At 32.3% G+C, this 16,076-nt stretch carries 13 protein-coding genes; 2 read left to right on the top strand and 11 right to left on the bottom strand.

Annotation, left to right across the window (positions count from 1 at the left end; all coding sequences use genetic code 11):
* Positions 1–57 precede the first annotated feature (57 nt).
* Entirely contained in the window at positions 58–900 is an 843-nt protein-coding gene (locus tag AC1RRY_RS17110; RefSeq protein ID WP_492822370.1) for a polysaccharide biosynthesis/export family protein, read from the top strand.
* A 178-nt stretch (positions 901–1,078) separates the two neighbouring features.
* Positions 1,079–1,816, top strand: a complete 738-nt coding sequence (locus AC1RRY_RS17105; RefSeq protein WP_492822372.1) for a tyrosine-protein phosphatase — start codon at positions 1,079–1,081, stop codon at positions 1,814–1,816.
* Positions 1,817–1,842: 26 nt separating this feature from the next.
* Here AC1RRY_RS17105 and AC1RRY_RS17100 read toward each other — a convergent pair whose 3' ends face one another.
* The 11 genes from AC1RRY_RS17100 to AC1RRY_RS17050 form a co-directional block, all read right to left on the bottom strand.
* Positions 1,843–3,231 (bottom strand): undecaprenyl-phosphate glucose phosphotransferase, encoded by a 1,389-nt coding sequence (locus tag AC1RRY_RS17100; protein ID WP_492822374.1) that lies wholly within the window; start codon positions 3,229–3,231, stop codon positions 1,843–1,845.
* A 766-nt stretch (positions 3,232–3,997) separates the two neighbouring features.
* A complete protein-coding gene (locus AC1RRY_RS17095; RefSeq protein WP_492822376.1) occupies positions 3,998–4,900 on the bottom strand; it encodes a class I SAM-dependent methyltransferase in 903 nt (300 codons plus the stop codon).
* Positions 4,901–5,072: 172 nt separating this feature from the next.
* A complete protein-coding gene (locus AC1RRY_RS17090) occupies positions 5,073–5,927 on the bottom strand; it encodes a hypothetical protein (RefSeq protein ID WP_492822378.1) in 855 nt (284 codons plus the stop codon).
* Between the two features lie 7 nt (positions 5,928–5,934).
* Complete coding sequence (locus tag AC1RRY_RS17085) at positions 5,935–6,951, bottom strand: Gfo/Idh/MocA family protein (RefSeq protein WP_492822380.1); 1,017 nt, start codon at positions 6,949–6,951, stop codon at positions 5,935–5,937.
* A gap of 7 nt (positions 6,952–6,958) precedes the next feature.
* A complete protein-coding gene (locus AC1RRY_RS17080; protein ID WP_492822382.1) occupies positions 6,959–8,047 on the bottom strand; it encodes a DUF1972 domain-containing protein in 1,089 nt (362 codons plus the stop codon).
* Positions 8,048–8,346: 299 nt separating this feature from the next.
* On the bottom strand, positions 8,347–9,603 hold the full coding sequence (locus AC1RRY_RS17075; protein WP_492822384.1) for a glycosyltransferase family 4 protein: 1,257 nt from the start codon (positions 9,601–9,603) through the stop codon (positions 8,347–8,349).
* Positions 9,604–9,788: 185 nt separating this feature from the next.
* The gene (locus AC1RRY_RS17070) at positions 9,789–10,898 is read right to left on the bottom strand and encodes a glycosyltransferase (RefSeq protein ID WP_492822385.1); all 1,110 of its coding nucleotides are present in this window, start codon (positions 10,896–10,898) and stop codon (positions 9,789–9,791) included.
* Between the two features lie 322 nt (positions 10,899–11,220).
* Positions 11,221–12,390 (bottom strand): hypothetical protein, encoded by a 1,170-nt coding sequence (locus tag AC1RRY_RS17065; RefSeq protein ID WP_492822387.1) that lies wholly within the window; start codon positions 12,388–12,390, stop codon positions 11,221–11,223.
* Positions 12,391–12,430: 40 nt separating this feature from the next.
* A complete protein-coding gene (locus AC1RRY_RS17060) occupies positions 12,431–13,855 on the bottom strand; it encodes a hypothetical protein (RefSeq protein WP_492822389.1) in 1,425 nt (474 codons plus the stop codon).
* A gap of 169 nt (positions 13,856–14,024) precedes the next feature.
* Positions 14,025–15,320, bottom strand: coding sequence for an O-antigen ligase family protein (locus AC1RRY_RS17055; protein ID WP_492822391.1), 1,296 nt, complete (start codon positions 15,318–15,320; stop codon positions 14,025–14,027).
* Positions 15,321–15,342: 22 nt separating this feature from the next.
* Positions 15,343–16,074: an SDR family NAD(P)-dependent oxidoreductase gene (locus AC1RRY_RS17050; protein ID WP_492822393.1), complete on the bottom strand. Its 732-nt coding sequence runs from the start codon at positions 16,072–16,074 to the stop codon at positions 15,343–15,345.
* Positions 16,075–16,076: the final 2 nt, after the last annotated feature.

Raw genomic sequence — 16,076 nt, 5'->3', positions numbered from 1 at the left:
ATCAAGTAGGAGGTTAATGAATGGTCTTTCATAATTGATATTAAAATCAAGTACTTTATGTCACATAACAGACAACAGAATTTAAATAGGATTTTTGTCTCTTTACTTTTTTTTTGCACTATAATTTTATTTGCTTCTTCTTGCGTCCGGATCACGACAAAGGATATTACCTATTTTCAGAGTAATGATACATTATCTTATCAGACTCTGCCTTCCATTACTCCTCCTATTACGCTGATTCAACCCGATGATATTTTAGCAATTACCGTGAGTAGTTTAAGTGAGGAGTCAAATGTAATTTTTAACTTCCCTAACATTAATCCACTTACAACTACTAATTTCCCGGGTACTAATAGCAATGGTATGGCACGTAACCAACCTTTGGGATATTTGGTAAACCCTAAGGGAAAGATTGATATGCCTTTGATAGGGACTATCCAGATAGTCGGAATGAGTTTAGAGCAAGCTGCAGATACTATTAAAACAAAGCTTTTGAGTTACTTAAAAGAGCCAACAGTTAATGTACGTTTCCTTAATCATAAATTTACTATCATAGGAGAAGTAAACCGGCCAGCCGTTATTAACTTAGTTGACGATCATACCACACTACCGGAAGCAATAGGTATGGCAGGCGATTTAACCATTTATGGTTTAAGAAAAAATGTAATGTTAATTCGTACCGAAAACAAAAAACGTGAAGTTGTCAGAATAGATTTAACTAAAAGAGATTTCTTTAATTCTCCGTATTATTACATTCGTAATAATGATGTAATTTACATTGATATAGGCAAAGGTAAGGTCACTTATACAGATCAACGCATACAAGCACTACAGTTAATTCCTGTATTTACCGGTATTGCTACAACGCTAGTGCTCATTCTGAATTTAGCATTCAAGTAGTATTTAATCAGAAAAAGGCTATTTAATGTTTTATTATAAATAAAAAAATAGTTTAACAAGTTACAAGGGCCACTTGTAACTTGTTTTGTTTTAAACATGTTATTTAGCAGGCAAAGCAAGAAAATCATTTTATTAGATTTGCTATACCATAATTGTCTGGCACCAAAATTCAAGATTTATGTTTTCTATTTTTAGTCGAAAAAAATCGCTTAATGATATATTCTCATTCTTAAAAACGGATATTCACTCTCATCTACTGCCCGGAATAGACGATGGTTCTACTGATATGGAAAAGACCATTACGTATATTCAGGAGTTGAGTAAATTAGGTTATAAAAAGTTTATAACGACCCCTCACGTTAAAGCAGGAATATATCCTAATACACCTGAAATAATTACAAGGGCATTGAGTGAAGTCCGGGAGGCATTAAAAGCCCGGAATATTGAGATAGCTATAGAAGCAGCCGCTGAGTATTTGTTGGACGAAGAATTTGAAAATATCCTTAAAAGAAAGGAGCTTCTGAGTTTTAATGATCAAGGTTACTTACTTATTGAAATGTCGTTTATTGCCCCCCCTCCTAATTTAAACGAAATTATCTTTTTGTTGAAAACAAGTGGATATGCCCCGATTATGGCTCATCCCGAACGATACAGCTATTGGTGGAATAATCTTAATAAAATAGCTCATTTACACGATATCGGATGCCTGTTACAATTGAATCTTTTATCATTAAGCGGTTATTATGGCAAGGAAGCAAAGCAAGTTGCCATCAAACTTCTGGAGGCAGATTTAATCGATTTTGTTGGAACTGATTTACATCATGAACGACACCTAACCCACCTTAATGAATTAGTTAGGGATTCAAAAGTCATGAAACTACTAAAAAATAAAGCATTTCTTAATGAAATGCTTTAGGAATAAGCTTTTATTTTCCATGAAAACTAATAGGCTATCAGCTCTCCTTTAATCATATTATAAACAGTAGCGACGATGATTTTTATATCAAGCCAGATGCTCCAGTGTCCAATATACCAGATATCGAACTCTACCCGTTTCTTCATTAATGCAATATCTTTAGTTTCGCCTCGATAACCATTAATCTGAGCCCATCCTGTGATTCCCGGCTTGACCCAGTGCCGTAACAAATAATTATCAATCTGTTCTTTACTTTCGATATTATGTTGAACTGCATGAGGTCTTGGCCCCACTACAGACATATTGCCTAATAATACATTAAAAAACTGCGGTAATTCATCCAGATTTCTTTTTCGCAAAAATTTACCTATTTTAGTTATTCTAGGGTCGTCTTTTTCAGTTTGCCAAAAAAGTCCATCTGTTTTACAGGTTGAGCTATCGTTATACATAGACCGAAATTTAAAACACGTAATTTTTTGATTATTTCTACCCCATCTTTCCTGTAAATAAAAAACCGGGCCTTTAGAATCAAGTTTGATAAGAATGGCCAGAATAGGAGTTAGCCATGAAAGAAGAAATATGATCACAGCTAAGCTGAATAATATATCAAATACCCTTTTAATTACTCCAAAATGCCATTCTTCCAGAGGGTTTTTTCGAAGGGTAAGTACCGGATTCCCCCCGAATAACTCAAGTTTATATTGTTGAATTCCGTATTGGCCATATTCTGGTATAATTCTGGTGGTTACTCCTTCCTTCTCAGTGATCTGGATAACCCTTTCCAGATATTTCTTATTGATTGTAGGTAAGGCTACTATTACCTCCTGAATAGAATTCGCCTTAAGAACGCTGCCTAGACTTTCTAAATTACCACTGTACTTCCCATTGAGAAAATGTGGCTTATGCTCGTCGATAAATCCTGTAACCTTGTAACCAAAATGAGGAGCATCAGTAAAAATTTTATAGAAAGACATGGCACTATCGCCTGTACCTACAATTAATACATTCTTTATCTTATATCCTTTCTCATATAATAACAAACTAATTTTTTTGAAAAGATACTTTTGCAAGGTCATAAGCATCGAAACAAGTACAATATCCCAGAATACTAATCTACGGGTATAAAAGTGATCGTTTAAAAGAAATAAATAAACCATCAGAATAACTCCCTGAACTATGATATTAGGTACTAGAACCAGAAACTCGTCTACATATTTTACCGTACGAAACTCATCATATAATTCAGTATATCTACTCGAAAAATACCAGGTTACCAAGAGAAGAAATAGTAGGAAAAAATCAATATTGCCAAAAGATCGGTTACTTAGTATCTGAGCCGTCCCAAAACAAAAAATTATACAGATAAAATCTGTTAACAATCTTATATGATATATTCTTTTTAAATTAGAAACCATATAGTTATGTGAGTTTTTTTTGCGCACGTTTATATTCTTCCTGTAAACTTATCAAGGAAGGTGATCTTCAAATAGTAGCCCAGCAAGTTTACAATTGGAGACCTAATAATTCTTTATTTCGTATTTAATAAAACTATTTTATATAGTTTCCAGAATTATACAGATCAATTCAGCAGTAGGTGATTATTTATTTATTTCCGCTGTAATAAACAATATCAATCAATAACAAATATTATATCGTTTAACTTTACAAACTGGGTAATAGAATTTATTAACCTTATTATCCTGCTTGTTGTTGGGTTTAAACCAACTTAGCTTAATAAACGATAGTTGAACATCTACGATTATTATATGGGTTACGATTAAAAAAATAAAATCTTCTGATTATTAACCTTAATCCTTTCAAAATCATCGATACACAAAATATTTCGATTAGCAGATTTGAGTAAAACAATTTGGCGTAGCTTACTTAGAACATAGTTATTTTAAAAATGTTCTGTTTTTATAGTTGTTCATGTGCCTGTGTTTCTACTTATAGTATTGCTTAACTATTCAAATGAGAGTTATTCCCCGAATCTTTTCACGTTAAAAGTTTGAAATTCTAGCATTCAGATTAATTAGAATTAACAACCTCATCACATTTCATTTCTTAAACGTATTTTAATGCTTACCTAATACGGAGGGCTCTAACTTAATAATTTCATTTACTTTACGAATATAGTAAGAATCTATAGATATTTTCTTATTTGAATAAGAAAATATCTATTTATGCTGTTTTCTGTATCCAGATACTCCCATAAATATTCTGATTCTTAAATAACAAAGGAAAATTCTTTTGCATTTCTTCTTTAAAAAGAGTTTGCAAATAAGTATTAAAGGCCACAATTTTAAACTGACTGTTAAATTGCAAAAACGAACTCAGTATATATATTTCATTCCATGCTCTACCTTCATAAACCCATTCCTTCGGATATTCAAAAGGATAAAAAATATCGTGAAAATGAATTAAGACTCCCTTCTTTAAAATTGGGAGTATCTGATGAAATATATAGTTTACATCACTGTTTATTTTAGAAACATGTGTTGAATCAATAAAAAGAATGTCATTTTCATTTAATTCTTGAAACACATTTAATGGAATATCCTGTAAGTTTTTTTGCAAAAAAGTATTCTTATCTAAATCTGACTGTTTAATCAAGCTCTTTAGACGTTCAGGATAAGGTTCTATAAAAGTACACTTGATAGAATTATCAAAAAATATTTCATTCGTATCTAATAAGAGACAAGAAGAATAGCCAGAACCTACCTCTATAACTCTTGACGGCTTGTATTTTCTTAATATAAAATAAAAAAATATACCATCAGAAAACATGTAATATGGATTGTTGAAATAGTATCTTAAATTTTCTACTTTTTCCGCGGCAAAGGGCATTTCATGATAATACTTCTCAACACTGGCAATAAATTCTTTTTGTTCTTCTAAATTCAGGTCTATTCCAGATATTTCTCGTATATTTTCAACAGGCCATATTACACTTTCAGAGTTTTCGACCTCACTAATAGACGGTAGCGGAGAATAGAAATGTCCCGGAGGAGCAAAGGAAATATATTTTCTATTTATTCGAACAGATTTAATTATTTCCAGCCATTTCAGTACTTTCAATTCCATTCCCATATGCGAGTTTTTCTGATTACAACTTAAATAGTACAAATTTAATAAAATCCTAAATCCAGAAAATATCTTAAGAATTGCTACAGGTTAAGATAAAACCCGGTATTTATAAAAATATAACCTCTAAACAAATTATTTTGTTTATTATATAAATACAATTTTTATAAGTTTAGACATACTTATTAATTAATCCGCTTGTTTCCTCAATATTCCCTTTTGAAGATGCTCCGAATAATACTGATTCAATATTGGGTAAAGTTCCGATATATGCGATAGCCTCTTTAGGGCGCAGTGCACCCGCAGCCAGCACCTGCATGGCAATGGCTCTGAATTGTTTCTCTCTCAGATATTTCTCATATAGGTCTTTCCCTCCTGACATCCTGAAACCAATTTTATTGATAGAAGAGCAAACAATGGGATTCGATATTCCGATTGAGTGTAAAACATCAACCAATGCAGGCATATTCATTGTGATATATCCAGGCTCAGCGTTATACTTTTTCCGGATATATGCGTCATACTCGCTAAATACTTCGTACATCCCCAACCCCAAGATCATATCTACTAAAACGTTTTGAAGAAATATAACCGGAGTATTAATTCCTTTAAACATTTTCATTTCTGCGTCAACAAGTAGTTCCATAATCTTAATAAAATCCTTATTAAGAAAAGCCAGACCACCTTTTGCAAAAGTGCCAAAGATGTTTCCGGGAACATACTGTTTAATGGTACCCATAATCCCCAATTCAGTTACTGCATTAGCATATTTATGTGCATAGGGCATGCAAGGATAAATTTTGAAATCAGAATATTTTGAAGGATTATGACGAATATAATCACAGATATTACCTATTCTATCATGCGTTGTGCACATAAATGTATTAATTCCTAATTCAATGGCCTGATCCAACACCTTTATAATAGCTGAGTCTTCCTTGAAACGAACTGATTGTGCACGTGATTTCTCGTCTGAAATATGATTCACAGCAAAAAACTGATTATCCCCAAATAATACCTTATCCATATATTAATTACAATCTTTTTGATTTCTGTAAAATCATTTCTATTACTTTATCTGTATACAAACCCTGCTCGAACGTATTAATTTCAGGCTTTGATTTAGTGAGAACATGCTTTACGAAATAGTCAATCTGTGCGCTGTATTCTTCTCCTCTTAAATAAAAATTAACCGGTATAGCAAAATCTGTAATATACTTTGTGGTCCAGCCTTTGTCCAGATTTTCCTTTTTGTTGGGCTCCTTAAGATATATTTTTATCTCCGTAGCATCACAGATAATTTTCCCATTCTTTCCTTGAATTGTAAGAGAAGTTGACATCTTTCTGTATGTATCATCACTCCAATTAACCAATAAAGAGCCGCTGATGTTATTCTCAAGTAACAATAGAGAGTAAACTGCGTCATCGACACCATTGGAATAAATACTCTTTAATATTCCGCCAATGACTTCTTTAGGTCTTCCCAGAATCTCTTGAATAAGGTTCAACACATGAGAAGCATAATCAAAAAGACATCCCCCACCCTCTTCTGGTTTCGAACGCCACGTGCCTACTTTTTCCTTAATAACAACCGGGCCGTAGGCTTCACCGGTAAAATTTACTATTTCTCCTAAAATGCCTGAATTAACAAGTCTTTTTAACTCCTGAAATGTGCCAATAAAATGATTATGATAGCCCACTTGTGTATTGAGATTCTTCTTTTGAGTCAACGCAACCAACTCTTCTCCTTCATTTGAATGAAGGCTAAAAGGCTTTTCGCAAAACACATGCACATTTTTTTCAAGTGCATATTTTACCATTGGATAATGAAGCTTTGTTGGAGTGGCAATTACTACGAAATCGAGTTTTTGCTCATCCAGCATTTTTTTTGAGTCATTATAGGTGGCAACCTTACTGAGTTTCTTAAAAGCATCTATTACTAAAGTTGAGGTATCGCAAACTGCTGCTAATTCTACATCTGCATGAGCACCCACTATCGCAGCATGAGAGAGCCCCATTTTACCTAAACCTATTATTCCTGCTTTTAGCATATTCTGTTTATTTACTTAATATTACTTCTTTGTATTGATCACTAATAGACTGCCAACGATAGTTGCTTGCAGCAATATCATATAAATCAGACCCTATTTTAGTTAACTCATAGCTCTCATAATTATTGACAAGATCAGTAAGCTGTTCTGATGAATCAAAATAAAGAGCTTTATTGAGTGTAGTATATTCATTGTATCCAGAGGCATATGCCAAAACCGGAAGTCCTAAAAACATAGCTTCTACTAAAGAGGGATTAGTACCACCTGCAGAGTGGCCATGAATATATATTAAACAATTACTTCGTAAAATGTCTAATATTTCTCTATCATAAATTGCATCTAATAGAACAAGGTTATTTCTATTCTCATATTTTGCTTTTGTGTCCTTACCATAAGTTGAATTATTCCAGTTACCAACCATTACCAGAGGTAGTTTACTCTGACGGGCAAAGGCATCAAGCATCATGTCAATATTATTATCCGGCTGGATTCTAATGACACTAAAGGCATATTTGTTCTTGAGAAAAGCGTATTTTATCAACGAATCCTCAGTAACAGGTCTTTTTTTTGCCTGATCTCCGCCATAGGCAATAAGGGTACTTTCCAACCCATACTCGCTTTCAAAATATTTTTGTATGCCTACATTATCTGTTATAATATGCCCGCTATTCTTAGCTAATAATTCTTCCGCTTTTTTTATGACTTTCCGGGCTCTTGGCGACCATTTATTTCTTTTCCAGTCCAGTCCTCCAATATTCAAAATGATTTTATGTCGAAAAGATTTAAGAAAGGGGATAATGAATCCGGCACCAAATCCTAAGAATAATACTTTATCGTTCGTAAAAACAGCATTCAAAAGAGAGATGCTATCATATATAATACCTGGTGCTCCATGGGAAGTAATCGGAATATACTTAAGTTTAGCTCCTTTGTATTCAGCAATTCGGGTATGCATATCTTTAGAAGAGCAGTATACTGTAATTTCCATTTCATCACTCAAATATTCTACCAAATATTCTGCAAGTGTTTCAAAGCCTCCATAATTATTAGGCAACCCTCTTATTCCAACAATTGCTAATTTTATTTTTTTACTCATCCAAATAGATTAATTACCCGTAGCAAATTAATTAGCTTATTTCTTTATATAAAATCTCAATACCCCACCACTTTTAAATAAGGAAGCCAAAACAACCTATTTTTAAACGGAAACAATAAACCTACCAACTTCTGCATTGCAAATTTTCTGCCAAAGTAATTTATGTACGGAAATTATCAAAAAGATTGTACAGTTCTGATGATTTCATGATAGAAAACAAGGCTTCAATGTTAATGCATTTCTTATGAATAAATTCAATTACTATGCTACTCGCTTTATTAACTTTCTACTTCTTTAAACTATTGGTTAATTTTCAATCCAGAAATTACATTCTCTATAACTTCCCAATGTGTTTCAAAATTAACTTTACTATAAGCATGTTTACGAGCTCCTTTACCCAGCTTAATCTCTAAATCCTTATCATTCCATATTTTTAGAATTTGTTCTCTTAAACCTATAGCGTCTCCGGGCTCGTGTAAAAAACCTGTTTCATTATCAATCACTAGCTCTGGTATTCCTCCAATTCTTGATCCTATAACTGGCTTAGATAGAAGCAGGCTCTCAATTACTGAAAATGGGTAGTTTTCGTACCATTCCGAGGGACAAACAACGCATATAGATTTTACTGTCAGGTCATAAACAGATTTTTTACTCTGAAATCCAATGAATTCTACATTTTCCAGTCCTTTATCATTGGCATATTTTATCATCTCATCCAAAGCTAAGCCTGTACCCGCAATTTTCAGTTTAACATCAGTTCCCTCAACCGCCTCTAGTAAGGTCTTGATACCTTTTATTTTTTCAATTCTTCCAACATATAGAATGAATTTTTCATTATCATTATCAGTCGTATCTTTTCTTTCTGACAAGTAGCTATCTATTACATCAATGTCGTAGCATAAATTAGTGAGTTTCAGCTTTTCTCTTTCGAATCCAAATTCTGCAAACTTATTTAATAGAAATTGTGAAGGACACAAATAGGCATCAACTGTATTATAAATACCAGACCATTTGTAAAAATAAGCATCTGCACTTGCCAAAACACTTGCCAAAAACGATTGTTTCTTACATTTATTTATAGCACAATTGTAGAACTTCCCACCAAAACACTTTTCGCAAATCTGGTCATTAGAAACAAAAGTACCCTGAGGGCATAAAAGTTTATATTCATGTAAAGTCCATATAATAGGTATGCCCCTTTTCTTAATCTTCCAGATTATTGCCGGGGTAATCCAATGATGTATGAGATGTAAATGTACCAGTGATATCTCATGATCATCTAGAAGTTTATCAATGTTATTCATCGCTTCAATTGAAACGATAGAGTTTTTTAACGCTTTAAAACCCGACAATAAGCTTTTGTTTTGATTAAGCTTATTATAGTCATATGCTTTAACAAAATATTCCTGATAGGCATTCGGTACATTTTTTTCGTTAATTGTGCTAAATGGAACTACTTCATAGCCTTTTTTCTCGTATAATCGTTTAATATTTTCAACGTAAGTCCAATCTCCACCAACCGGATACCATGTCCAACTCCCTATAAGAACTTTCATCTGGAATCTATATCTTTTTTATTTAAAACAAATTTGAGTTAAATTATAATATGTGAATTTGGCTTATGTTTAGTTTTTCAAACTAGTGGCAGGTCCATACTAACTCCGTCCTATCTAATTAGCTACTTTTAAATTACGAATGAATCAGGTAATTTTCCATTTAGCAAACCCGAATTGAAATGTGTTTAATTATACCTGAATTTTGAAAAAAAATTCAAATATTCATTTGATATACTCTTCAGCGAGCAATTCTCCTTAATGAAACTCTCCAAATTCAACTTAATACCAGTATAGTCTTCGCTATGATCAATAACATAGGCCATTTTTGCGGATAAATCATTGAAATCTTTCAATTTAAATAAGAAACCAGTTGCTCCATCCTCAATATATTCTCTAAACCCGGGCAAATCAGAAGCTATAGCTGGCAAATTATAATTATAAGCTATTAGCAAAGGCCCGGATTGGGTAACATCTAAATAAGGCAAAACCAGAAAATGGGATGAACAAAAAATATCTGCAATTTCTTCGCTGGGAATTTCCCGAAAATCTAAATAAAAAGATTCCGGGTCCTCAACTAATATAATGTACTTTTCCGGGTTCTTAGTATAGCCACAGATCTTAATGATAAATTTACCTTTATGCGTTTTAGATAATTCATTTCCGGCCCTAATCAAATACTCCAGCCCTTTGTTTTCTCTGATTGTACCAAAAAAAGTAAACACTACGTTTTTTTCAGGAGGTTTTGAATGAGAGCTTCCAAAATCCTTTAATGCTAATTTTCCTACGAAAGCATTTTTTGAAGGATATTCATTTTTAAATAAGCGATACTGTTCTTTACTAAATAATTGAAAATTATTAAAAAGATTAAAAATCAACTTTTGATTAAGGTTGAAAATTCTTCCGTTCTCAAATCCTACATGTATTTTAAAATCATGGCAGGCATAAACAACATTTTTAATGCGAAACCATAATAATAATGGCATAAGGTACAAATCCATTACGGCAATATAAACAACACTATAGTGCCCTTGTTTAATCGATTTTATTAAATTCATGTACTCCATTATTCTCTTAGGACTTCTCATTCGGGTCTTTGATTTGTGGGGGTACACCTGAATGTCGGGGTTATCCGGAAATGATGTGCTCATTATTGCCGGCTCATTATAGTGAAAATTATACCCCGATAAAATATGCCAGTCGATCTTATAATTCTTTGAAATTTCAGAGACCACAGGCAAATCCACATCAAAGAAATAATCCCCGGTCAACCAGAATATTCTTGCTTTATCATTCATTATTGATGCTTTCTGAAACCAATTAGTAGACTTGCTTTATAAGTCTTATGCAAAGTTTAATTATTAAATAGTTTCATGAAAGTTTAAGAAACTTATCAAAAAGAAAATATTTCCATCTTAAAGATTGTTGCCAGGAGCAATACGATTCCTATTTCCAATCAAGACAAATGCTTTATATCATTCCCAATTTGTGTTTCTTTAGTATTTTTTCATTCCTGAACTACAAAATATTTCATTTGTCTTAATCTAATTTTAAAAAATCATCCGCCGATGCGTGAAATACTTTTATGACATACAATTCTGAACACAGAAATGTAATTACTTAAGACTCAATAATATTCTTGCTATTCGGCTTATATCTTCTTTTTAGGGTTTCGGTCCATGTTTCGTGCATCATAGTAAACGACCATCCCTCTTGCTCTGCTATAGATAAAATTCTTTCAAGCTTTTGACCATGCACATCATCAACATATTTATTCTGATTATCCTTAGGCACATGAAAATCGAAAAACTTAGGGTGGTGTAGCTGAATTTCGCTTATTTTTTCTCCATAAGAATGCTTTTTAGAATTCGCCCAAAACAATTTATCATCCGGAGATCTGCCGTCAAATCCATACAAATAAACATTTTTAGATAATGAAGTAGCGAGGGGTAATAATAGTACATTTAATACATTCCCTATTTTAGTAGGAATGCTGAAATCTTCAAATAAACTAATATGAATCAAATCAGAATCATTTATCGGAATCGGAATAAGGCGCTCCTTAAATTCATTTAACTCTTCTTTCAGAAAACTATGATAATAAAATGGATAAATAAATACAGTAGAAGAGTCTCTAAGTCTGTTCTTTAAGTCACTTATGAATGCTTTAGCAAAACTATTATGCCCAAAATGATAAATGGCATCTCCTGCCACAATAAAATGGGGCTTTATATGATGCCAAAGCTCCGGATCTTTTACAATGGTATTGCAAACAATTCTGTATCCATCGGCCCAATCAATGTTTATAGCCTTGGCCAGAGAAGGTCCTGTACCAAGCGCATAAGATTTTTCAAATTTCTCAATAGAGCTAGTATAACTAATAAGTCTTTTTTTGCTCAGCTCAATCTCAGTATCTTCTGATGATTCGGTAAATGTATAAGCTGTTAATGCATTATGCCAATTCCAGCCATCTTCTTCATTGTTATTAAAATCAACATCAAAAAACAAAAACCTTTTCAGCAAATACCTTAATTTTCTGTTAGATTTTGTAAATCCATAATTAAGTTTAATACAAGGTTTAAAAACCATAGAGAAAAAAAGTAACTCTCCTCCCTTAACTATTTTTAGTTCTTGTTTATCACGGAAATAAAATTCAAACCGATTCACCAGATTTTCTTCGAGCGAAGCACTGTAAACATCTTCATTAATTATCAGAATAATCTTCTTATTCGTTATTAAATCGAATTTCTTTTTTACAGAACTGCTAATGAAGTTCATTATTTTTCCCATACATTTATTTTACCCAGAATTTAATAAAAAAACTATTTTTTCAAAAAAAATAAGCATAACTAACATAAATTAATACCAATATCAATGCTGGAAACGAAGTATTCCATTCGAAATCCTTGATATTAATTTTAAAGTGAGAATACGATTTTTTAGCCGGATACCAGGAATAAAAAGATAAATAGGCTATAAGCATTGAAAACGGGAATGCATAGAGCCCCAATTTTGGTATTGAAAAATACAATAACAAGAAAAGGATTATGCCTGTAACTGAATTAGCAATGTGCCAGACTATTGTATTTGTTATACTAAATAATTGCATATGCATTGCTCCAAACCTCTCGACGAAATAGGCTAAAATTAAAGCTGACCAGATTTTTTTATCTACAAAATTGATATTACTATGAATAAGTTGAATAATGAACGGAGCTAAAAAGCCTATGGCTATTGCAGAAACTATAAAAGATAAATGAGAAAACCGCATACTCCTTCTGGCTATTTTAATGAGCCCGTCATAATCGCTAGTAACGTACAATTGGGAAAGCAAAGGTATTTTACTATAAAACGGAGCCATGGAAAAGTTTATTACTACCTGTAAGATTCTTAATGAAAATAAATAAGATGCCGTACCGGCTGAATCGTCAGACTGTGCAATCAGGATAGTACTGATATTAATTATTCCAAACGACATTAATATTCCAATGGCACTTCTCCACGATGTTCCCCATATCTCGCTAATTAGTTCTTTATCAATTTCAAATGAGAATCTTTTACCTATTTCAACATAGATAGCATCTTTATGGCAAATCCATAAATTACGCACAATAGACATGACAGTCCAGAACTGATTTACAATAACCAGACTAACAAATCCCAGATCAGCCTGTATGACAATAATACTCGAAATAATTGAGCAAACACCAAAAATAGTCTCATAACGCCTGAAAAGGGTGATTTTATTTGTCCCCTGTAAGTAAATGGAAAAAATACTGCCCCAAAATGTCAGAGTGGTTCCGAGAATAACAAAACACCATGATAACCAACCTTCGTTTTCATTGGTTAATAGATTTATAGGCTTATAGACAACCCAACTACCCAGTGATGATATTAAGAGTAATACTACCAGAGTCAAAAAAAGATATACTACCCGAATATTCTGCCATATCTTCTTTAGAAAGAGAATATTGGGCTCGCCACTAGTGTTCTTCGAGTTTAATGAACTTGCCCCCCCCATTCCATACGCAATCGCTCTTATAAAAGTGGGGCTAAAACCCAAATCAAAAACAAGGTTAAAACTTGTTATAACAGTAAACAGATACCATAGTGTTATTTCTGCTGCATCAAATTTTTTAAGAATAAAAGGAAGAAGTAAAACCAAGTTTAATGTTCGAACAGCAATACTTGCCCAAGTATTTAAAGTAGCTGAATGAAACCCTTTTAAAATTAGTTGCTGAATTCTATTGTACATATACTATCAGAAAAAAGTACAAATGGTATTTTAGTAGTTAAAAATGCAATATAATTTCGAAATTATAGCATATTTCACTTAATAAGACGGACCAAAATCTTCCTTTTTTCTTATTTATTTTTTCCCTAAATCAATATTATAAACTACACTTAAGTATTATACATTAATACTATTTCAGAATCATAATTCTTTTTGGATATAAAACTACATATGCAATTATTATAATAAATAGATAAAAAGTAGAAGAAATAGCGTTTACAGCCTCTGTCCCTCCAATAAAAGATATGTAAATAAGGAAATTCTGAAATATGATTAAATTAGAATCACCTGAATACTTATACAATTTAAAAATATAATTAGATGTAATAATAAGTAATGAATAATAAACAATTACTCCCAGATAACCAATATCTAAAAAAAGTTGCAGTGTAGTATTATGAGCAGAAGTATATTGAGAATTTTTAAATAAAGAAAAGTCTTCGGCCCATAGGTTAGAAATTTTAGATCCAACCTGTCCAAATTCCCCAAATCCAATAATATGAATTAATTTAAAATTCATTATTTCCTGTATACAGAATGTCCATATTATATTTCTATTATTACCAGTTGCGATATCATTCGTTTCGTTACGAGATATAAATGAAAACAAATCTGCATTTTTTAATAAAAAACCTGTTAATACTAATACTAAAGGTAATATTCCTATTAACCAAATTACCTTTCGGGAATGATTCAGATAGGTTGTCGGTTTAAGGATTATAGTACTTATTGTAATTAAAAGTATTGCCAGCAAAGCAGATCGTGTATCTATAAGCAAAAGACAAATCAGACTTATAACACTTATAAATAAAGAGTATCCTTTTAATAACTTGTTGGTAGAGGATATGAAAAATGATAAACTAAGTACTGACATTGCACCTAAAAATGATCCGTACGTATTCAGCCCACCAGTTAAAGGGAAAGGTATTCTTCTAATTTCAATTCCAGTTAAAGAATATAAAGTATTAGCTATCCCTAAATCAGGACTATTTTTTATAACACCAAGGACATCCAATGAAAGTAATTTAAACAATAGATTAATTAAAATGAATAAAAGCGGAACCATTATTATACTAAAAAAAACCTTATCAGTGTCTTTATAGATTTTTTGTCGGGTGATATGAATAAAAAAACCCAAAGCCCCTCCAAAAGTAAGTATTAATTTAAGTGCTCTTCCTATACTATAGCTTATACTACTTTTAAAATTAGTCCTGAAATAGCTTATAACCATCAATGCAATAAACACAATTACAATGAATAGTAATCGATTTTTGTTCTTTAATAAAAGTCTCTTGATTTTATTATAATTAACGGTAACTATACAAGCTAATATACCGATTGATAGAAAACCAATCCAGACAGAATAGCCAGATTGTGAAAAATCAGCAGCCAGTAAAAGAAAAGCTATTGCAAAAAAGAATCTCATTCAGAATATCATATTATAGAATCTATAAATCTTTTAAAACAGAACTAATTCCACCATCTAAACTTAAGTTTGCCCCGTGAATAAATCCTGAATTTTCGGATGCCAAAAAAAGAACCAGTTTGGCTACATCATTAGGATAGCCTATTCTCTGCACCGGATGAATCATTCTTAATTGATTTAAAGCTTCTTCATTACCATCAAAACCAGATAACAACATCTCGGTTTGTATAGCAGCCGGGCTTATGGCATTTACTCTTACCCTTCCTTCCAAGTCCACAGCCAGGGCTTTAGTAAGTCCAATCAGTGCACTTTTTGAGGTAGCATAGCTTATAAAACGAGGCTTGGTTAGCTGTTGATGAATACTACCAATATTTATAATAGACCCATTAACCCTCTCTAGCCGGCTAAGAAACAGTTGGCTTAGTAATAGAGGCCCTGTTAGGTTTACATTGATTGTTTCCTGCCAGTCTTGCAGTTTCAGGTCGTCTAATTTATCCAGAATCTGAACTGCTGCATTATTAACCAGAATATCCAGAGATTCAATATGAGTATTAAAATAATCTGTAAAATCGCTCCGATATACGGAATCATACGAAAACTTATTAAGATCAAATATTACTAAGTGGTCAACAAAATCTACCTCTTTTGAACGAATATCAAGACCATACACAAAATACCCCTGCTCTTTAAACATTCGTGCAATAGCGCTTCCTATACCACCCATAACACCTGTAATAAGTATTTTCTTTTGCATAT

This window comes from Emticicia sp. GW821-FHT11C11 (genome assembly GCF_058808615.1).
The sequence above is the reverse complement of the archived record's forward strand: the minus strand, read 5'-3'. Positions and strand labels throughout refer to the sequence as shown.